Origin of the sequence: Streptomyces sp. RB17 (genome assembly GCF_009604455.1) — a bacterium.
In the GTDB taxonomy this organism is placed as follows: Bacteria; Actinomycetota; Actinomycetes; order Streptomycetales; family Streptomycetaceae; genus Streptomyces.
Window position 1 is genome coordinate 54,608 of the sequence record NZ_WEGL01000007.1, and the last position, 18,110, is coordinate 72,717.

The window sequence follows — 18,110 nt, forward strand, 5'->3', positions numbered from 1 at the left end:
TGAGGGGCTTGCCCGGGGCTCGGCGGCGGCGGTCCGGGCCTCAGCAGCCACCGGGGCTTCACCAGGTGACCCGGTTTCGGCGGTCGGCCCCGGTGTCGGCAGTCGTCGGACGGGATCAGCGGCGGGCGGGCCGGACGCGGCGGGTCAGCCACAGCGTGCCCGCCGCGCCGGTGAGGAGGACCGTGCCGCCGAGCGTGGCGAGGGCGATCGCGTTGTCCTCGGGGCCGGTCTGGGGGAGCTGTCCGCCGGAGGAGCCGCCCGAGGTCGAGGACGACGAGCCGCCCGCCGCCGTCACGTCCAGGGTGAGCCCCGGCTTGGGGCTGTTGGTCGGCGTGCAGGTCGTCGTCGTGCCGAGCGCCTTGATGATCAGCGTGCCCGGCGTGAAGGTGACCTTGCCGGTCTTCTTCGGCGTGTACGTGCCGGTCAAGTCACTGATTTTGATCGGGGTGTTGGCGGGGATCGCGGCCGCGTTGGCGGGCCCGCTGACCGGCAGCGTGCCGCTGTCGGCGCCGCCCAGCCTGATGCTCGCGCTCGGGGTCATCGCGCCCTTGCCCAGTTCGACGGGACTGGAGGAGACGCCCTTCTGCCAGGACATGGTGATCTTGTAGCCGCTGCCGCTCTTGACGCCCTTGATGTCGATGGGCGACACGGCGCTCTTGACGCCGATCGGGGTCTGACAGCGGTAGTTGACATCGACGACGTCGGCGTGGGCGGCCGGCGCGGACAGCAGCACCACCGAGCCTGCCAGGGCCGCGGCGGACGCGAGCGCGGCGGTTCGTTTCGGGTACGACACGGTCGGTCCACCCCATTCATTCCGGATTCGCTGCGACGAGCATTTCCTGACGACGCATCAGATTCGGCCGTCAAGGTACGCCGGGCGCCGCGAGGAGGGAAGACGCATCACACGCCGGACTTGTGGCGATCCGGCGCGTGTGACGCGTGGCTGGAGTGGAGGGTGGGCCCGGAACCGTTCGGTCCTGTCGAACTGACGGCCGCGCGCGGCCGCCGGCTACGCCGGTGCGCCCAGTTCCGCCCACACCGTCTTGCCCGGGCGGCCCGCGGTGCGGACGACGCCCCAGTCCAGGCAGAGCCGCTGCACGATGAACATGCCGTGGCCGCCGGGGCGGCCGGCGCGGTGCGGGGTGCGGGGGGCCGGCTGGCCGGTGCCGCGGTCGGAGACCTCGATCCGGATCACCTTGTTGTCGCAGGCCAGGAGGAGTTCCTCGGGGCCCTCGGCGTGCAGGCAGGCGTTGGTGACCAGTTCGGAGACGACGAGCAGCACATCCTCTGCCGCGGCCCGCTGGTCGGCGCCGGCGGCGGGCAGCCAGCCCCACGCGTACAGCGCCTGGCGGGTGAAGTCGCGGGCGAGCGGGACGACCCCGCTCTCGCCCTGCAGACCGATCCTGCGGACCTGCGGCCCGCCGGTGTCCTGAGTGCCGCCGGCGGGCCCGGGCGGCACGGACGGCGCGGCTGCCCCCGTGGGCACGCCTGCCGTCGGCGCACCCCCCTCGGACGCCCCGGAAGCGCCGCTGGGCTCCGGGCCGCGGTCGCCCGGCGAGTAAGGCCGGGTGGTGCTCATCAGCGCTTCACCTCACCGATTCACCAGTTCACGATTCAATGGGCCGGCACTGCTCCGTGCCGGCCGGTCCGTACCGTACGTCGTACGAACCTCGTCCGTACGTCGTACGCCCGCCGTCGGCGCGGGGTGCCCTGCTCGCCCGTCCGTCGCACCTACGTGCCGTCCGGTCGTCACGCCGGTCCCGGGGCGGTCCGGGCCGGCGTCGGTCAGGGGATGCCCCGCCTTCTCCTGCCCTCTCCTGCCCGGCCGATCCGGCACAACACCCCTGTTTTCGGCGTGACGGGTGCGGCCGCCCGCGACCGGTGGCACGCGGGAGGGCGGGGACGGCGGACTCAGTCGGCGCCGTCGGCCAGGGCCGCCTCCACGGAGTCGTGGACGGTGAAGACCGCCTCGGCGCCGGTGATCTCGAACACTCGGGCGACCACCGGCTGCATACCCGCCAGATGGACCCCGCCGCCGGCGGCCTCGGCCTTCAGCCGGGCGCCGAGCAGGACGTTCAGCCCCGTGGAGTCGCAGAATTCCAGACGTGTGCAATCCACGACCAGGCGCGAGAAGCCCTTGGCCAGGAGGTCGTCGAGGGGCTCACGCAGAAGATCGGCGGTGTGGTGATCGAGCTCACCCGCCGGTGTCACAACGGCGGTGGAGCCCTCTTCACGCACCTCCACCAGAAGCCGGCCCGACTGTGCGCTGCCGACCGTCCCGTGGTCCATGCCGTCTCTCTCCCGAGGTCGCGGACGCTGACTGCCCTCGAACATTACGCCCTCCTCGCACACTCCGGCACCCGAAGAACCTCACAGAAACGGACATACCCGAACAGAACGCACTTGCGGTCGGCTCGGTCGAGCGGGTAGGGCTAGTAAGGACACCTACCCACGTGGCTTTGGAGGCGCCGCACACCGTAGTGCACGTACCGGCTTCGGCAGCCATATGCCGAGAACGATGGAGGACACCAGCCATGTCACCCCGGCTCGACGCATCGCATACCCCGATCGCGACGTCGACACCCCCACCGGAACAACTGGATCATCCCATCGACGCCCTCGACCCCATCGAGGGACTCCCGGAGATCCCCCCGTACGACGAGATCGGCCCGGTCGACGCGCGGGCCTTGTCCAAGACCCTCTTCGAGCGCCTGGAGTCGCTGGAGGAAGGGACGCACGAGTACTCGTACGTCCGCAACACCCTCGTCGAGCTCAACCTCGCGCTCGTCAAGTTCGCCGCCTCCCGCTTCCGCTCCCGCAGCGAGCCGATGGAGGACATCATCCAGGTCGGCACCATCGGCCTGATCAAGGCGATCGACCGTTTCGAACTCACCCGCGGCGTGGAGTTCCCCACCTTCGCGATGCCGACCATCATCGGCGAGATCAAGCGTTTCTTCCGCGACACCTCGTGGTCCGTGCGGGTTCCGCGCAGGCTGCAGGAGCTGCGCCTGGACCTGGCCAAGGCCGGGGACGAGCTGGCCCAGCGGCTGGACCGGGCCCCGACCGTCCAGGAGCTGGCCGAGCAGCTCGGCATCTCCGACGACGAGGTCGTCGAGGGCATGGCCGCCTCGAACGCGTACACCGCCTCCTCGCTGGACGCCCAGCCCGAGGAGGACGAGACCGAGGGCGCCCTCGCGGACCGCATCGGGTACGAGGACCACGGGCTGGAGGGGATCGAGTACGTCGAGTCCCTCAAGCCGCTGATCGCCGAACTGCCGCCACGGGACCGGAAGATCCTCTCGCTGCGTTTCGTGGCGAACATGACCCAGTCGGAGATCGGCGAGGAACTCGGCATCTCCCAGATGCACGTGTCCCGGCTGCTGTCGCGCACGCTGGTACGGCTGCGCAAGGGTCTGACGGTCGAGGAGTGACCTCCGCGTCCGCCGCTGTGACGCCTTCGCGGCGGCCCGGCCACGGTGCCGGGCCGCCGCGGCGTCCGCGCGGCCGGACCCACCTGTCCGGTTGGCACGGGTATCCCTGATCCCGACCGCCATTCCCGGTTCCCGGCCGGACCTCCGGGCCAACTGCCCCCGTGGTCCCAACCGTTATGTGGTTACCGGCGGAAACCTCTTTTCCCGGCGGTCCCCCTCGACCACTATGGCCCCCCGAACTGGCTACTGGCCGGTATGTCAGACCGGGGGCCGCAACGGCGCGGTGCCCCGGGGGTGCGAGGAGGCTGGACGCATGGCTCAGGGGGACGGGGGCGGAACCGAGGCGGGCGGCACCGGTCCGGGAGACACCGCGACGGGCGGGGAGCACGAGGACGCGCCGGACGCCCGGCTGACCGAACTGCTCCGCTCCCCCACGGCGACGGCGTACCCCGCCCTGCAGGAGCTGCGCCGCCGGCACCATCCGGCGGTCCTGGCCTACGCCCGGCTGTGCGCCGCGAGCGAGTCCGCCGCCCGCCGGCTGGCGGCCGAGGCCGTCACCACGGCGGCCCGCGAGACGGCCCGGGGTGTCGACCCGGCCGTCCCGCTGCGCCACCGGCTGCTGCTGCTCACCGCGCGGCTGGCGGCCGGCTGGGCACGCGACGAGCGCTCCGCCGGCGTCGACCCCGGGCTGCTGCTCGTCCTGAACGCGTCCGGCCTGCCCGAGGGACCCACCCCGCCCCTGCTCCCGGCGTTCCGCTCGCTGCCCTCCCGTACCCAGGGCCTGATCTGGTACGGCGTGCTGGAGGCGGAGCCGCAGGACCGCACCGCCGCCTACCTCGGCCTGAGCGGCGTCGACGTGGCCTACGGCACCCCGCAGGCCCTCAAGGCCCTGGCCCAGGCCTGCCTGCGTGACCGTCTCGCCGCCTCCGACGACCCGCACTGCGCCGACTTCCGCCGGCTGATCGAGGAGGCGGTACGGCCGGACGGCCCGCGCCACAGCGCCGACCTGGACGCCCACATGGCCCGCTGCCCGCACTGCACGGCCGCGTTCGAGGATCTGCGGGCCCTGCGGGACGCGCCGCGGCAGACCCTGGCGGAGGGCCTGCTGCCGTGGAGCGGAACGGCGTACATACGCGCCGGGGAGCCTCTTGCCGCCCCGGGCCCCGCCACCGTACGTCCGTCCTGGCCGCCCCGGCGCCGCGTCCTGCTGGCCTCGGCGGCCCTGGGCGTGGCCCTGACCCCGCTGCTGGTGTTCGTCCTCGTCCCGGCACACACCGACGACCAGCAGCCGACGGCCGCGACGCCCGCGCCGCCGCCGGTGACGGTGACGGCGACGGTCTCCGTCACCCCGCCCCCGTCGCCCTCCCCCACGAACTCCCCCTCCTCCAGGCCCCCTTCCCGCACGCCGAGTCCGTCCCGCACGGCCACGCGACCGCCGCGCACCCAAAAGCCCACTCCCGAGCCGACGCCCTCGTTCACACCGCCCGGCACCTCCTTCGCCCAGGTGGTGAACCTGGCCACGGGCCGCTGCCTGGACATCCGCGACGGCGACCTGTCCCAGGGCAACGACGTCATCACGGCCCCCTGCTCCTCCGCCGACACCCAGCGCTGGCGGTTCGATACCTACCTGGGCGTCCTTCGCTCGGGCGCCGACGACGACTTCTGCCTGGACAGCCGGGGCTCGACCGACCGTGGCGTGGGCATCTGGACGTGCGACTCGGTGTACGGCGGCAACGGCGACAACCTCCGCTTCACCGTCGACGCCGACGGCACGATCCGCCCCGACATCGCCATCGAGACGGCGGTGACCCCGGACGGCCGCTACGGCGTCTCCCTGGAGCCCCTGGACGGCGGACGGGAGCAGCGGTGGGGAGCGGGAGCGCGGTGAGGCGGCGGGGCGCGGTGAGGCGGGCCGCTCTCGGTCGGCGGTCCCCGCTCAGACCACGCGTACGCCGCGCCGCCACACCCCGCTGACCAGGGGTACGCCAGGGCGGTAGGCGAGGTGGACGTGGCTGGGGGCGTCCAGGAGGGTGAGGTCGGCGTAGGCGCCGGGGGTGAGCCGGCCGATGTCGGTGCGGCGCAGGGCCGCCGCGCCGCCCGCCGTGGCCGACCAGACCGCCTCGTCCGGGGTCATCCGCATGTCGCGCACGGCCAGGGCGATGCAGAAGGGGACGGAGGAGGTGAAGGACGAGCCCGGGTTGCAGTCCGTGGAGAGGGCCACCGTCACGCCGGCGTCCAGCAGGCGGCGGGCGTCCGGCCACTCGGCGCGGGTGGAGAACTCGGCGCCCGGGAGGAGCGTGGCCACCGTGTCACCGTTCGCGAGGGCGTCCACGTCCGCGTCCGTCAGATGGGTGCAGTGGTCGGCACTGGCCGCGTCCAGCTCGACGGCCAGCTGGACGCCGGGGCCGTAGGAGAGCTGGTTGGCGTGGATGCGGGGGTGGAGGCCCCTGGCCTTGCCCGCCGTGAGGATCGCGCGGGCCTGGTCGCCGTCGAAGGCGCCCTTCTCGCAGAACACGTCGATCCAGCGGGCGTGCGGCGCGCAGGCGTCCAGCATCGCGCCGGTGACCAGGGCGACATAGGCGGCCGGGTCGTCGGCGTAGTCCGGCGGGACGACGTGCGCACCCAGGTACGTCACCTCGTCGGTGTGCCGCGCCGCGAGGCGCAGCGCGCGGTACTCGTCCTCGACGGTCAGGCCGTAGCCCGACTTGGTCTCGAACGTCGTCGTGCCCTGGCGGAGGGCCTCGCCGAGGTAACGGGTGAGGTTGGCCTCCAGGTCCGCGTCGCTCGCCGCCCGGGTGGCCGCGACCGTGGTGCGGATGCCGCCCGCCGTGTAGGAGCGGCCGGACATGCGGGCGTTGAACTCCTGCGTGCGGTCGCCGGCGAAGACCAGATGCGAGTGGGAGTCCACGAACCCCGGCAGCACCGCCCTGCCGCCCGCGTCGACCCGATTGTCAGTGGCGGGTGCTTTGCTGGATTCACCGGTCCACGCGACACGGTCGCCGTCGATGACGACGGCCGCGTCCTGGATCAGACCGAGGGGGGAGCCGGCACCGAGGGAGGGATCGTTGGTGACCAGCGTGGCGATGTTGGTGATGACGGTGCTGCTGCTCATGGTCTCGTCCTTGTGGGGGGCGATGGGGTTCAGCCGCGGAGGGCGTCGACGGCAGCGGACAGCGCCTGCGGCACGTCGGGTACGAGCGTGTGCGCCCCGTCCCGTACGACATGCCGCCCGCCCACGACCGTATGCCGTACGTCCGCCGCGCCCGCAGCGAATACGGCCGTCTCGGCGCCCAGCCGGGGCAGCGGACCCGCCGTCCTGACCGAGTCCAGGGCGATCGTCGTGAAGTCGGCGAGCGCGCCGGGTTCGAGGGTGCCGGCCTCGTCCCAGCCGAGGGCGGCATGGCCGTCGGCGGTGGCGGCCCGCAGCAGGGCGGCGGCCGTCCAGTGCCCCCGGGTGCGGGTGCGCAGCCGCTCGTTCAGCTCCATCGCGCGTGCCTCTTCGAACAGGTCGATGACGGCGTGGCTGTCGGAGCCGAGGGAGAGCGGGGAGCCGGCCCGCTGCAGGGCGACGGCCGGGCCGATGCCGTCGGCCAGGTCCCGCTCGGTCGTCGGGCACATGCAGGTGCCGGTGCCCGACCCGCCGAGCAGGGCGATGTCCTCGTCGGTGAGATGGGTGTTGTGCACACCGGTGGTGCGCTGCCCGAGGACGCCGTGGTCGGCGAGCAGCCGGGTGGGGGTGCAGCCGTGCGCGGCGAGGCAGGCGTCGTTCTCGGCGGTCTGCTCCGACAGGTGCACGTGCAGCGGGGCCCGACGCTGCTGAGCCCACCCCGCCACGGTCGCCAACTGCCCGGCCGGGACGGCCCGCACGGAGTGGATCGCCGCCCCGATCCGCGCGTGATCCCGTTCCTTGAGAACTGAACAGCGTTCGGCCCAGGCCTCCGCGCTGCCGTCGGAGAACCGCAGCTGGTGGTGGTTGGGCGGCTCACCGCTGTGCTTGTTCACGATGGCGGAGGCGAGGTAGGCGGTGTCGAGGAGGGTGATACGGATGCCGGCCTCGGCGGCGGCCGCGATCAGCGCCTCGCCCATGGCGTTGGGGTCGGCGTAGGGGGTGCCGCCGGGCGCGTGGTGCACGTAGTGGAACTCGCCGACGCAGGTGACGCCGGCCAGGGCCATCTCGGCGTACACCGCGCGCGCCAGGGCGTGGTAGGTGTCCGGGGTCAGGTGGTCGGCGACGGAGTACATCACCTCGCGCCAGGTCCAGAAGGTGCCGGAGCCGACCTGGACGGTGCCGCGCAGCGCCCGGTGGAAGGCATGGCTGTGGGCGTTGGCGAGCCCCGGCAGGGTGAGCCCGCGCAGCACCTCGGCGCCGGGCGGCGGGGTGGGCGCCCCGGTGCGCACGGCACCGATCCGCCCACCCTCGGTCTCGACGACCACCCCCGGCTCGACTTCGGTGCCGAGCCAGGCGTGCTCCAACCAGTAGGTCCGCTTGGTCACCTGCAGGCCAGCCCTTCCAGTACGTCGGCGAGCGCGCGCACCCCGGCCACGCAGTCGTCCTCGGCGGCGGACTCGGCCGGGGAGTGCGAGACACCGGTGGGGTTGCGCACGAACAGCATGGCGGTCGGAATGCTGCCGGAGAGGATTCCGGCGTCGTGTCCGGCACCGGTCCCGAGGACGGGCACCGTCAGGCCGGTGTCCTTGCCCAGGATGCGGCCGAGCTCGTCGCGCAGGGCGTGGTCGAACTCGACGACCGGGGTGAAGGACTCCCGGACGACGTCGAGATCGATGCCGTGGGCGTCCGCGTACTCCCGTGCGGCCTTCTCGATGCCTCCGACCACCGTGTCCAGGGTGTCCTGGTCGGCGGCGCGGGAGTCGAGCCAGCCGCGCACGAGGGAGGGGATCGCGTTGACCCCGTTGGGCTCCACGGCGATCTTCCCGAAGGTGGCGACGGCGCCGGCGAGTTCGGCCTCGCGGCGGGCGGCGAGCACGGTCTCGGCGTACGACAGCATCGGGTCGCGGCGGTCGACCAGCCGGGTGGTGCCGGCGTGGTTGGCCTCGCCCCGGAAGTCGAACCTCCAGCGCCCGTGCGGCCAGATGGCACTGGCGATGCCCACCCGGTCGCCGGACAGGTCCAGGGCCCGTCCCTGCTCGACGTGCAGCTCGACGAAGGCGCCGATCCGGGCCAGTCGCTCGGGGTCGGCCCCGAGGCCCTCGGGGTCGTACCCGGCGGCCTCCATGGCCTGCGGGAGGCTGATCCCGTCCGCGTCGATGAGCCGGTGGGCCTGCTCGACGGTCAGCTGCCCGGCGGTGAGCCGCGACCCGACACAGGCGAGCCCGAACCGGGCCCCTTCCTCGTCACCGAAGTTGACGATGGCCAGGGGCCTCGCGAACCGCGCGTTCCTGCTCCGCAGCTCGTCGAGGGCCGCGAAAGAGGACACCACACCGAGAGGGCCGTCGAAGGCGCCACCGTCGGGCACGGAGTCCAGGTGGGACCCGGTGACCACGGCGTCCCCGGCAGCGGGGTCGCCGAGCCAGGCCCACTGGTTCCCGTTCCGGTCCACCTCGTGCGTAAGCCCACGGTCTTCGGCCTGCTGCCTGAACCAGGCCCGGCACTCGACATCGGCCCCGGTCCAGGCGTAACGGCGGTAGCCACCGGAGTCGGGGTGCCGCCCGATGGGGAGCAGCTCGCGCCACATCTCGTGGAAGGAGGCACCACGTACGGGCTGTGAGGCGTCGCCGCTCGAACCCGCAGGCCCTACAGGCTGTGGGCAGTCGTTCCGCAGGGCGATGGGGGTCCCCCCGCTCGAACGAAGTTGAGAGTGGGGGAGGATGGGCACAGCCGAAGCGGCAGACGGCGACGGGAGACCAACCCCCACCGGACCGTTGCCGCTCGGCTCACCAGAACCCTGGGTCACGCCTCGCCACCCTCACGCATAGGCACCCGGACCCCGCGCTCGCCGGCGACCGACTCCGCGATGTCGTACCCGGCGTCCACATGCCGGATGACACCCATACCCGGGTCGTTGGTCAGCACCCGCCGGATCTTCTCGCCACCCAGCTTCGTACCGTCGGCCACGGTGACCTGCCCTGCGTGAATGGACCGCCCCATGCCCACGCCACCACCGTGGTGGATGGACACCCACGACGCACCCGAGGCCACGTTGACCATCGCGTTCAGCAGCGGCCAGTCGGCGATCGCGTCGGACCCGTCGAGCATGGCCTCGGTCTCGCGGTACGGCGAGGCCACCGACCCGCAGTCCAGGTGGTCGCGGCCGATCGCCAGCGGAGCCGCCAGCTCACCGGAGGCCACCATGTCGTTGAAGCGCTCGCCGGCCTTGTCGCGCTCGCCGTAGCCGAGCCAGCAGATACGCGCGGGCAGGCCCTGGAAGTGGACGCGCTCACCGGCCATCTTGATCCAGCGGGCCAGGGACTCGTTCTCCGGGAAGAGCTCCAGGATCGCCTTGTCGGTCTTGGCGATGTCCGCGGGGTCGCCGGACAGGGCCGCCCAGCGGAACGGGCCCTTGCCCTCGCAGAACAGCGGGCGGATGTAGGCGGGGACGAAGCCGGGGAAGGCGAACGCCCGGTCGTAGCCGGCCAGCTGGGCCTCGCCACGGATGGAGTTGCCGTAGTCGAAGACCTCGGCACCGGCGTCCATGAAGCCGACCATGGCCTCGACGTGCTTGGCCATGGACTCCCGCGCACGGGTGGTGAAGCCGGCCGGGTCCTTCGCCGCCTCGTCGGCCATGTCCTCGAAGGCCACGCCCACCGGCAGGTAGGACAGCGGGTCGTGGGCGGAGGTCTGGTCGGTGACGATGTCGATGGGGGCGTTCATCGCGAGCAGCTGCGGGACCAGGTCGGCCGCGTTGCCGAGGACGCCGATGGACAGCGGGCGGCGGGCGTCGCGGGCCTCGGTGGCCAGCTGGAGCGCGTGGTCGAGGGAGTCGGCCCTGACGTCCAGGTAGCGGTGCTCGATGCGGCGCTCGATGGCGCGCGGGTCGCCGTCGATGCAGATGGCGACGCCGTCGTTCATGGTCACGGCGAGCGGCTGGGCGCCGCCCATGCCACCGAGGCCGGCGGTCAGGGTGATGGTCCCGGCGAGGGTGCCGTTGAACTTCTTCGCGGCGACGGCGGCGAAGGTCTCGTAGGTGCCCTGGAGGATGCCCTGGGTGCCGATGTAGATCCAGGAGCCGGCGGTCATCTGGCCGTACATGGTCAGGCCGAGGGCCTCCAGACGGCGGAACTCCTCCCAGTTGGCCCAGTCGCCGACGAGGTTGGAGTTGGCGATCAGGACGCGCGGGGCCCATTCGTGGGTCTGCATCACGCCGACCGGGCGGCCGGACTGGACCAGCATGGTCTCGTCCTGCTTGAGGGTCTTCAGCGTGCGGACCATCGCGTCGAAGGAGCGCCAGTCACGGGCGGCCTTGCCGGTGCCGCCGTAGACGACGAGCTTGTCGGGGTGCTCCGCGACCTCGGGGTCGAGATTGTTCTGCAGCATGCGCAGGGCGGCTTCCTGCTGCCATCCCAGGGCGCTCAGTTCCGTGCCGCGCGGTGCTCGTACGGGGCGGGGTCCCGACATCGTCTGCCTCCTCCTGTTGCACTGTCTATTCACATCCTGTCTATCTGAATAGAACTAGTCAATACATGGGGGTGGCCCCGTCCGCGCGCCGTCGGTGTTTGGCTGGATGCACGCGAGACGAATGCGAGGGGACACGAGGGGAGAGACGGTGGAGCGGGAGCTCGAAATGGAGGCGCGGGAGCGCGCCGCGCGGCGGGACGAGGCGGTGCGCGCCGCCGTGGAGCAGGGTCTGCTGGGGCCGGACGCGGCCGTGGTGGGGCTGCTGGACGTGACCGGGATCCGGGAGTCGGCGGCGGCTCTGCGGGCGGCGTTCGACGCGATCGTGCCGCCCGGGACGCCGGTGCTGCACGCCTTCGCGGTGAAGGCGACCCCGCTGGTGCCTGTGCTGCGGCTGCTGCACGAGGCGGGCATCGGCGCGGAGGTGGCGAGCCCGGGCGAGCTGGCGCTGGCGCGGGCGGCCGGGGTGCCGACGGCCCGGACCGTGCTGGACTCGCCCGCCAAGACCCCGGCCGAGCTGCGCGAGGCGCTGGCGCTGGGCATCGCGGTGAACGCCGACAATCCGCAGGAGCTGGACCGCCTGGACGCCCTGGTGCGGTCCTCGGCGACCGGGTCCCCGCTCGGCGTCCGGGTGAACCCGCAGGTCGGCGGCGGCGCGATCGGGGCCACCTCGACGGCGACGGAGACCTCCAAGTTCGGGGTGGCGCTGCGCGACGAGGGGGCGCGCGAGTGGGTCGTACGGGCGTATCTGGACCGGCCGTGGCTGACCCGGCTGCACGCGCACACCGGCTCGCAGGGCATTCCGCTGACGCTGCTGGCGCGGGGCGTGGCGGAGACGTACGCGCTCGCGGAGGAGATCAACCGGCGGGCGGGCCGGCGGCAGGTCGACACGCTCGACATCGGCGGCGGGCTGCCGGTGAACTTCGCGGCCGAGGCGACGGCACCCTCGTACGCGCGGTACGCCCGGCTGCTGGCCGAGCAGGTGCCGGGGCTGTTCGACGGGCGGTACGGGCTGGTGACCGAGTTCGGGCGGTCGCTGCTGGCCAAGCACGGGACGGTGGTGGCCCGGGTGGAGTACGCCAAGAGCGCGGGCGGGCGGCGGATCGCGGTGACGCACGCCGGCGTGCAGGTGGCGACGCGGACCGTGTACGCGCCGGGGGCGTGGCCGCTGCGGATCGCCGCGTACGACGCCAAGGGGCGGCCGAAGCCGGGGCCGGAGGCGGTGCAGGACGTGGCCGGGCCTGCCTGTTTCTCGGGCGACCTGCTGGCGGAGGGACGCACGCTGCCCCTGCTGGAGCAGGGCGACTACGCCGCCGCGCTCGACACGGGCGCGTACTACTTCGCCCACCACTACGCCTACAACTCCCTGGTCCGGCCGGGCATTTACGGCTTCGCACCGGACGGCTCGTCAGGCATCGCCTTCGGGACCGTACGGGAGCCGCAGACCATCGCCGAGGTGGTGGCGGAGTCCGGCGGGGCGCACGCGGACGCGCTCACGACGCTCCGGGCGCCGGGAGGCCGTTGACACACCCCCGGGCACCCTCGACAAAGCGTCAGACCAGCGCCGCGGTACGGCGGCGGGACCCGCCCGGGGCGGCGTCGCCGGCCGCGATGCCCGTGCCGCGCAGGCCCTTGACGGCCTTGCCCGCCGGGCTCCCGCCGCGCCGGTCGAGCCAGTCGACGCGCACCCACAGCAGCGTCTCCTCGGCGCGTTCGCGGCGCCCGATCCAGGCGGCCTTCACCCTGAGCCCGGTGCCCAGCCCGGCCAGCAGCATGCCGCCGGCCGCGGGCACCGCGAAGGAGGAGCCGAGCGCGGCGGCGAAGGCCGACAGCAGCCACCAGCGATGGCCCCGGCGCCAGTTGCGCACGGTCACCGCCCGGTCCTGCAGCACGTCGTACTTGCCCGCGCGGGCCGGGCCGCGGGCGAGGGCGCCGTACCGGCCCCGCCGCACCAGCGCCACCACCGCCGCGCCGGCGAGGAACAGCGCCGCCCCGGCGAGCAGCCCGATCCGGCGCCCGGTCAGCCCGGGCGGCAGCGCCCCGATCCCCGCGGCGAACACCCCGGACCACCACAGCGGAGCGGCCCCCGCCCGTACGACGACGGCCACCCGGGCCAGCCCCTGTCCTCCGCGCGCCACGTCAGCCTCCCGTGTCACGTGTCCGTAAAGCGCCTTGAGTCTCCTGGGGACGCTAGTGGCCGAACGTGAGACGAACATGAGAGCGGGCGGACGTCGGCACGGGCCGTCACTCCACGAAGAGCCCGCGGGACGCCGCCTTCGCGTCGAACTCCTCCAGCCGGGCCTGCGCCTGGGGCAGGTCGTCGCAGACCGCCTCCAGCAGCACCCGTCCGAGCAGCATCGGCGCGCACGCGGTGTCGAAGGCGAGCCCGGTACCGACGGCGGCGGGCAGCAGCAGGTCGGAGTACTTGGCGACCGGCGCGAACGCGGAGTCGGCGACCGTGACCGTGGTCAGGCCGACGTCCTTGGCGTAGGCGAGGGTGTCCACGACCTCGCGCGGATGCCGGGGCAGGGCGAAGCACAGCAACGCGGAGGCGCCGGCGCGGACGGCCGCGTCGATCCGGTCCTGGATCATGGTGCCGCCCTCGTTGAGCAGCCGGACGTCCGGGTGGACCTTGGCGGCGAAGTAGGCGAAGCCGTAGGCCTGGGAGGCGGCCGCGCGCAGGCCGAGCACCGGCAGCGGGCGGGAGGCGGCCAGGATCCGGCCGGCCCGCTGCACCGGGCGCGGGTCGGCGAGCAGGTCGGCGAGGTGCCTGAGGTTCTCGATCTCGGCCTCGACGGCCTGCTGGTACTCGTTGAAGGCACCCGCATCGGCGGCCGGTTCGGTGGGGACGACCTCACGCAGGTGCTTGCGCAGCGCCGGATAGCCGTCGAAGCCCAGCGCCACGGCGAACCGGGTCACCGACGGCTGGCTGACCCCGGCCAGCTCGGCCAGCTCCACGCTGGACAGGAACGGGACGTCGGCGGCCCGCCGGACCATGCTGTGCGCGATCCGGCGCTGGGTCGGCGTGAGCCGGTGGCCCTCGAAGAGCGCCTGCAGCCGGTTGGCGGGGCTGTCGGTCATGCCCGGTGCCGCCTCGGTACTCCTGTCCACGCTCATGACGCGCTCCCCCTCCAGATGTCCGTGAACCGGTCGAGCAGTGCGGCCGCCTCCGTCACGTCGTCCGTGAGCGGCCGGTCGGCCGGGTCGGCGTCGAGGACCGACTCGGCGAGCGCGAACGCCCGGCCGGCCGGCAGCCCGGGGTCGGGCCGCAGATCGCGCTGGCGCAGCGCGCGGACGGCGGCGACCAGTTCACAGCCGACCACCAGACGATACGCACCGCACGCGCGCAGGGTCTGCCGCGCGGCGAGCGAGGCGAAGCTGGCCTGTTCCTCGACGCCCCGGGAGAGTACAGCGTGGCCCAGCGAGGCGGGGGCGGAGAAGGCCCGCAGATCGCCGAGGGCCGCTCCGGCCGCGTACTCCAGGATCATCACGCCCGAGGAGGCCGCCTCGTGGTCGGCGAGGAAGGGGCGCAGCCGGGTGTAGGCGGGCTCGTTGAGGGTGGACAGGCGGGACGTGGACAGCCGGGCCACCTGGGTCAGGGCGAGCCTGAAGTGGTCGAGGGCGAGGGCCAGCTGGGCCTGGTAGAAGCCGCCGTGGTGGTAGGCGGCCAGGTCCTCGGGGGCGATGAGCGGGTTCTCGGCGGCCGCGTTGATCTCCACGTCCAGCACCTGCTCCAGGGCGTCGGCCGCGTCCTGCGCCGGGCCGTGGATCTGGGGCAGACAGCGGAAGCCGTAGGGGTCCTGGATCCGGCCGAGCGGCGGGGTGGGCCGGTCGGCGGCGCCGATCAGCTCCCGCATCCGCCGGGCCACCTCGGTGCTGCCCCGGTGCGGGCGGGCGGCGTGCACGGGTGCGGCGTACGCCTCATGGGAGCCGTCGACGGCGAGCAGGGACAGGGCCGCGACGACCTGGGTGGCGCCGATGAGCCCGCGCAGTTCGTGCAGGGCGAGCGCGGACTGGCCGAGGGTGAGGGCGTTGCTGCTGATCAGGGCGAGGGCGTCGTTGTTGTCGAGGGGCTGCGGCCCGGGTGCGCCCGTGCCGCGCCAGGGGTGTTCCCCGGCGAGCGCGAGACCGACCTGGGCGAGGGCCGCGATGTCGCCGGTGCCGACGGAGCCGAACTCGTTGACGACCGGGTACGCGCCGCTGTCCAGTGCCTCGCACAGGGCGGTGACCACGCCGGGCCTGAGGCCCGCGCCGCCGGCCAGCAGCTGGTTGGCACGGACGGCGAGCATGGCGCGGACCTGGCGGGCGGGGAGCTGTTCGCCGATGGCGCCGGCGTGGCTGCGCAGCAGGCGCAGGCCGTGCCCGGCGGCGGCCTCGGTGGGCACGTCCTCGTTCCGGTTGGCGCCGACGCCGGTGGAGCGGCCGTAGACGCGTCCGGTGGCGGCGATCTGCCGGGCGGCGTTCCAGGAGTGCTCGACGCGCCGCATCCCGGCGGGATCGGGGACGGGGTGCGCGGCGCCGTCGGCGAGCCGTACGACGTCCTCGACGCCGAGTCGGGACCCGTTCAGGACCACGGTCGCGGAGCGCAAGATCTCCGGCGCGTCCACGATGCGAGACGACATCACGCCCATACTCCCCTCAATTCGGACATTCGATCTCGCCCACCGGTCAACCGTTACCTCGGATTAACGCCAACCCGTTGACAAGCTATTCACACACCAAGAACTCTGCATGACGTTATGCAGCCGGGCAAGGGACATCTCATGATCCAGTTCGACGCGGTCCACAAGCGCTTCCCCAACGGCACGACAGCAGTCCACGACCTCAGCCTGGAGATGCCGGAAGGCGGTATCACCGTCCTGGTCGGATCCTCCGGTTGCGGCAAGACCACCACCCTGCGGATGATCAACCGGATGGTCGAGCCGACCTCGGGCACCATCCGCGTCGGCGGCAGGGACGTCACCCGGCAGGACGCGGCCGAGCTGCGCCGCTCCATCGGCTACGTCATCCAGCAGGCCGGCCTCTTCCCGCACCGCACGGTGCTCGACAACATCGCCACCGTCCCGCTGCTGCTCGGCTGGAACCGCAGGAAGGCCCGGGCCCGCGCCGCCGAACTCCTGGAGACCGTCGGCCTGACCCCGGAGGCCGGCAAGCGCTACCCGCACCAGCTCTCCGGCGGCCAGCAGCAGCGCGTCGGCGTCGCCCGCGCCCTCGCGGCCGACCCGCCGGTGCTGCTCATGGACGAGCCGTTCGGCGCGGTCGACCCGGTGGTCCGCACCCAGCTGCAGGACGAACTGCTCCGGCTGCAGGCGGAGTTGAGCAAGACCATTGTCTTCGTCACGCACGACATCGACGAGGCCGTACGGCTCGGCGACCGGATCGCCGTGTTCCGCACCGGCGGCCACCTGGTCCAGTGCGCCCCGCCCGCCGAACTCCTGGCCCGCCCCGCCGACGACTTCGTGGCCGGCTTCCTCGGCGCCGAGCGTGGCCTGAAGCTGCTGTCCCTGAAGACCCTCGCCGACGTCCCCCAGGGCCCGGCACCGGAAGGCGCCGCCTGGACCCTCGTCCTCGACGCGGCGAACAAGCCCCTGCACTGGGCCTCGAAGGACGCCGAGCTCCCCGTACGCCCGCTGAAGGACAGCGACTCCCTCCTCTCCGCCCTGAACGAGTCGGTCGCCTCCCCCACCGGACTGATCGCCCGCGTCGACGCCGACGGCGTCCTCACCGGCGTCTCCTCGCGCGACGACATCCATGAGCACGCCGGCCGTGCCCACGCCGAAGTGAGGGTGGCCGCATGACGATCGACTGGTCCTGGATAACGGCCCACACCGACGACCTCACCACGCTCACGCTCTCCCACCTCCAGGCCGCGCTGACCGCCGTCGCCCTCGGCCTGCTGATCTCGCTCCCGCTGGCCGTGGTCGCCCACCGGATCCCCCGGCTGCGCGGCTTCCTCCTCGGCGCCTCCAACGTCCTGTTCACGATCCCGTCGATCGCGATCTTCGTCCTGCTGCTGCCGGTCAGCGGCCTGACCCGCACCACCACCGTGACCGGCCTGACCGTCTACACCCTGGTCGTCCTGCTGCGGAACACCGTCGAGGGCCTCGACTCGGTCCCCGTGAAGGTGAAGGAGGCGGCGAAGGCGATGGGCACGCGCCCCCTGCGCACGCTCCTCACCGTCGAGTTCCCCCTCGCGCTCCCCGTGATCATGGCGGGCGTCCGGATCGCCACCGTCATGTCGATCTCCCTGGTCTCCGTCGCGACCTACATCGGCGACGGCGGCCTCGGCCAGCTCTTCACCGACGGCTTCCAGCGCAACTTCCCCACCCCGGTGATCGCCGGAGTGGTCCTCACCCTGCTCCTCGCGGTCGTCGCGGACGCGGCGCTGGTCGCCGTCCAGTACGCCCTCACCCCCTGGACCAGGAGGCGAGCCTGATGTACGAACTGATCAAGAACCTCGGGACGTGGCTGACCAGCGGCTCCCAGTGGACCGGCCCGGACGGCATCGCCCACCGCCTCGCCGAACACCTCCAGTACTCCCTGCTGGCCACCCTCATCGCCGCCGCCATCGGCCTGCCGCTCGGGCTGCTGATCGGCCACACCGGCAAGGGCGCGTTCATCGCGATCAACCTCGCCTCCTTCGGCCGGGCCCTGCCGACCGTCGGCCTGGTCGTGCTGGTCTTCCTGGCCGGCGGCCTGTCGATGCTGCCGGTGTACGTCGCGCTGGTCGCCCTCGCCGTCCCGGCGATCGTCACCAACACCTACGCCGGCATGACCGCCGTCGACCCGGACGTGAAGGACGCGGCCCGTGGCCAGGGCATGCGCGGCCACCAGGTCCTGTTCCAGGTGGAGTTGCCGCTGGCCCTCCCCCTGATCATGACCGGCCTGCGGCTGGCCCTGATCCAGGTGGTGGCCACGGCGACCATCGCCGCGTACGTCTCCTTCGGCGGCCTGGGCCGCTACGTCTTCGACGGCCTCGCCCAGCGCGACCTGGTCCAGGTGCTCGGCGGCGCGGTGCTGGTCGCGGTCGTCGCCGTCGTCCTGGACGTGGCCCTGGCCTCGCTCCAGCGCTTCCTCTTCCGTCACCGCACCGCGTAGGGAAAAACGAC

At 73.0% G+C, this 18,110-nt stretch carries 16 protein-coding genes; 6 read left to right on the forward strand and 10 right to left on the reverse strand.

Translation table 11 applies throughout. The annotated features are described in order from the left end of the window. Positions 1 to 115: 115 nt before the first annotated feature. The 3 genes from SRB17_RS28745 to SRB17_RS28755 all read right to left on the reverse strand — a co-directional run bounded on the left by SRB17_RS28745 (position 116) and on the right by SRB17_RS28755 (position 2,289). Entirely contained in the window at positions 116 to 793 is a 678-nt protein-coding gene (locus SRB17_RS28745; RefSeq protein WP_323376371.1) for an LPXTG cell wall anchor domain-containing protein, read from the reverse strand. Between the two features lie 216 nt (positions 794 to 1,009). Beyond that, positions 1,010 to 1,579 carry an ATP-binding protein gene (locus SRB17_RS28750; protein ID WP_153543093.1) on the reverse strand — a complete coding sequence of 190 codons (570 nt, stop codon included), beginning with the start codon at positions 1,577 to 1,579 and terminating at the stop codon, positions 1,010 to 1,012. A 332-nt stretch (positions 1,580 to 1,911) separates the two neighbouring features. Continuing rightward, positions 1,912 to 2,289, reverse strand: a complete 378-nt coding sequence (locus tag SRB17_RS28755; RefSeq protein WP_153543094.1) for an STAS domain-containing protein — start codon at positions 2,287 to 2,289, stop codon at positions 1,912 to 1,914. 245 nt (positions 2,290 to 2,534) lie between these two features. Between SRB17_RS28755 and SRB17_RS28760 the strand changes: the two genes are divergently transcribed. Both SRB17_RS28760 and SRB17_RS28765 read left to right on the forward strand, forming a co-directional pair. After that, positions 2,535 to 3,431 carry an RNA polymerase sigma factor SigF gene (locus tag SRB17_RS28760; RefSeq protein WP_153543095.1) on the forward strand — a complete coding sequence of 299 codons (897 nt, stop codon included), beginning with the start codon at positions 2,535 to 2,537 and terminating at the stop codon, positions 3,429 to 3,431. 313 nt (positions 3,432 to 3,744) lie between these two features. Then, positions 3,745 to 5,319, forward strand: a complete 1,575-nt coding sequence (locus SRB17_RS28765) for an RICIN domain-containing protein (protein WP_153543096.1) — start codon at positions 3,745 to 3,747, stop codon at positions 5,317 to 5,319. Between the two features lie 48 nt (positions 5,320 to 5,367). On the opposite strand, the gene hutI is transcribed toward SRB17_RS28765, so the two are convergent. The 4 genes from hutI to hutU form a co-directional block, all read right to left on the reverse strand. Beyond that, positions 5,368 to 6,543 (reverse strand): imidazolonepropionase, encoded by a 1,176-nt coding sequence (gene hutI / locus SRB17_RS28770; protein WP_153543097.1) that lies wholly within the window; start codon positions 6,541 to 6,543, stop codon positions 5,368 to 5,370. A gap of 29 nt (positions 6,544 to 6,572) precedes the next feature. Further along, complete coding sequence (locus tag SRB17_RS28775; RefSeq protein ID WP_323376372.1) at positions 6,573 to 7,925, reverse strand: formimidoylglutamate deiminase; 1,353 nt, start codon at positions 7,923 to 7,925, stop codon at positions 6,573 to 6,575. Continuing rightward, positions 7,922 to 9,124: an allantoate amidohydrolase gene (locus SRB17_RS28780; RefSeq protein ID WP_194294172.1), complete on the reverse strand. Its 1,203-nt coding sequence runs from the start codon at positions 9,122 to 9,124 to the stop codon at positions 7,922 to 7,924. Before SRB17_RS28780 ends, SRB17_RS28775 begins: the two co-directional genes overlap by 4 nt. 215 nt (positions 9,125 to 9,339) lie before the next feature. Continuing rightward, positions 9,340 to 11,004 (reverse strand): urocanate hydratase, encoded by a 1,665-nt coding sequence (hutU, locus tag SRB17_RS28785; RefSeq protein ID WP_153543099.1) that lies wholly within the window; start codon positions 11,002 to 11,004, stop codon positions 9,340 to 9,342. 121 nt (positions 11,005 to 11,125) lie between these two features. Here hutU and SRB17_RS28790 point away from each other — a divergent pair, with 121 nt between their 5' ends. After that, positions 11,126 to 12,526 (forward strand): diaminopimelate decarboxylase, encoded by a 1,401-nt coding sequence (locus SRB17_RS28790; RefSeq protein WP_153543100.1) that lies wholly within the window; start codon positions 11,126 to 11,128, stop codon positions 12,524 to 12,526. A gap of 28 nt (positions 12,527 to 12,554) precedes the next feature. On the opposite strand, the gene SRB17_RS28795 is transcribed toward SRB17_RS28790, so the two are convergent. The 3 genes from SRB17_RS28795 to SRB17_RS28805 form a co-directional block, all read right to left on the reverse strand. Then, complete coding sequence (locus tag SRB17_RS28795; protein ID WP_323376373.1) at positions 12,555 to 13,139, reverse strand: hypothetical protein; 585 nt, start codon at positions 13,137 to 13,139, stop codon at positions 12,555 to 12,557. A 106-nt stretch (positions 13,140 to 13,245) separates the two neighbouring features. Then, positions 13,246 to 14,118 (reverse strand): MurR/RpiR family transcriptional regulator, encoded by an 873-nt coding sequence (locus SRB17_RS28800; RefSeq protein ID WP_153543101.1) that lies wholly within the window; start codon positions 14,116 to 14,118, stop codon positions 13,246 to 13,248. Next, positions 14,115 to 15,623: an aromatic amino acid ammonia-lyase gene (locus SRB17_RS28805; RefSeq protein ID WP_194294173.1), complete on the reverse strand. Its 1,509-nt coding sequence runs from the start codon at positions 15,621 to 15,623 to the stop codon at positions 14,115 to 14,117. The genes SRB17_RS28800 and SRB17_RS28805 overlap by 4 nt, the downstream gene beginning before the upstream one ends. Positions 15,624 to 15,764: 141 nt before the next feature. Here SRB17_RS28805 and SRB17_RS28810 point away from each other — a divergent pair, with 141 nt between their 5' ends. From SRB17_RS28810 to SRB17_RS28820, 3 genes are read left to right on the forward strand one after another with little or no spacing between them, the layout of a single operon-like run. After that, on the forward strand, positions 15,765 to 16,799 hold the full coding sequence (locus SRB17_RS28810; RefSeq protein WP_153543103.1) for an ABC transporter ATP-binding protein: 1,035 nt from the start codon (positions 15,765 to 15,767) through the stop codon (positions 16,797 to 16,799). Next, the gene (locus SRB17_RS28815) at positions 16,796 to 17,437 is read left to right on the forward strand and encodes an ABC transporter permease (RefSeq protein ID WP_153543104.1); all 642 of its coding nucleotides are present in this window, start codon (positions 16,796 to 16,798) and stop codon (positions 17,435 to 17,437) included. The genes SRB17_RS28810 and SRB17_RS28815 overlap by 4 nt, the downstream gene beginning before the upstream one ends. Next, entirely contained in the window at positions 17,437 to 18,099 is a 663-nt protein-coding gene (locus tag SRB17_RS28820; RefSeq protein ID WP_153543105.1) for an ABC transporter permease, read from the forward strand. The genes SRB17_RS28815 and SRB17_RS28820 overlap by 1 nt, the downstream gene beginning before the upstream one ends. Positions 18,100 to 18,110: the final 11 nt, after the last annotated feature.

Bases quoted from the DNA above. Each gene is read 5' to 3' on its own strand.
- SRB17_RS28815 (WP_153543104.1), top strand. From the start codon at position 16,796: ATGACGATCGACTGGTCCTGGATAACGGCCCACACCGACGACCTCACC.
- SRB17_RS28800 (WP_153543101.1), bottom strand. From the start codon at position 14,118: ATGAGCGTGGACAGGAGTACCGAGGCGGCACCGGGCATGACCGACAGC.
- SRB17_RS28755 (WP_153543094.1), bottom strand. From the start codon at position 2,289: ATGGACCACGGGACGGTCGGCAGCGCACAGTCGGGCCGGCTTCTGGTG.
- SRB17_RS28780 (WP_194294172.1), bottom strand. From the start codon at position 9,124: ATGTGGCGCGAGCTGCTCCCCATCGGGCGGCACCCCGACTCCGGTGGC.
- hutU (WP_153543099.1), bottom strand. From the start codon at position 11,004: ATGTCGGGACCCCGCCCCGTACGAGCACCGCGCGGCACGGAACTGAGC.
- SRB17_RS28750 (WP_153543093.1), bottom strand. From the start codon at position 1,579: ATGAGCACCACCCGGCCTTACTCGCCGGGCGACCGCGGCCCGGAGCCC.
- SRB17_RS28820 (WP_153543105.1), top strand. From the start codon at position 17,437: ATGTACGAACTGATCAAGAACCTCGGGACGTGGCTGACCAGCGGCTCC.
- SRB17_RS28765 (WP_153543096.1), top strand. From the start codon at position 3,745: ATGGCTCAGGGGGACGGGGGCGGAACCGAGGCGGGCGGCACCGGTCCG.
- SRB17_RS28760 (WP_153543095.1), top strand. From the start codon at position 2,535: ATGTCACCCCGGCTCGACGCATCGCATACCCCGATCGCGACGTCGACA.
- SRB17_RS28810 (WP_153543103.1), top strand. From the start codon at position 15,765: ATGATCCAGTTCGACGCGGTCCACAAGCGCTTCCCCAACGGCACGACA.
- SRB17_RS28790 (WP_153543100.1), top strand. From the start codon at position 11,126: ATGCGAGGGGACACGAGGGGAGAGACGGTGGAGCGGGAGCTCGAAATG.
- SRB17_RS28805 (WP_194294173.1), bottom strand. From the start codon at position 15,623: ATGTCGTCTCGCATCGTGGACGCGCCGGAGATCTTGCGCTCCGCGACC.
- hutI (WP_153543097.1), bottom strand. From the start codon at position 6,543: ATGAGCAGCAGCACCGTCATCACCAACATCGCCACGCTGGTCACCAAC.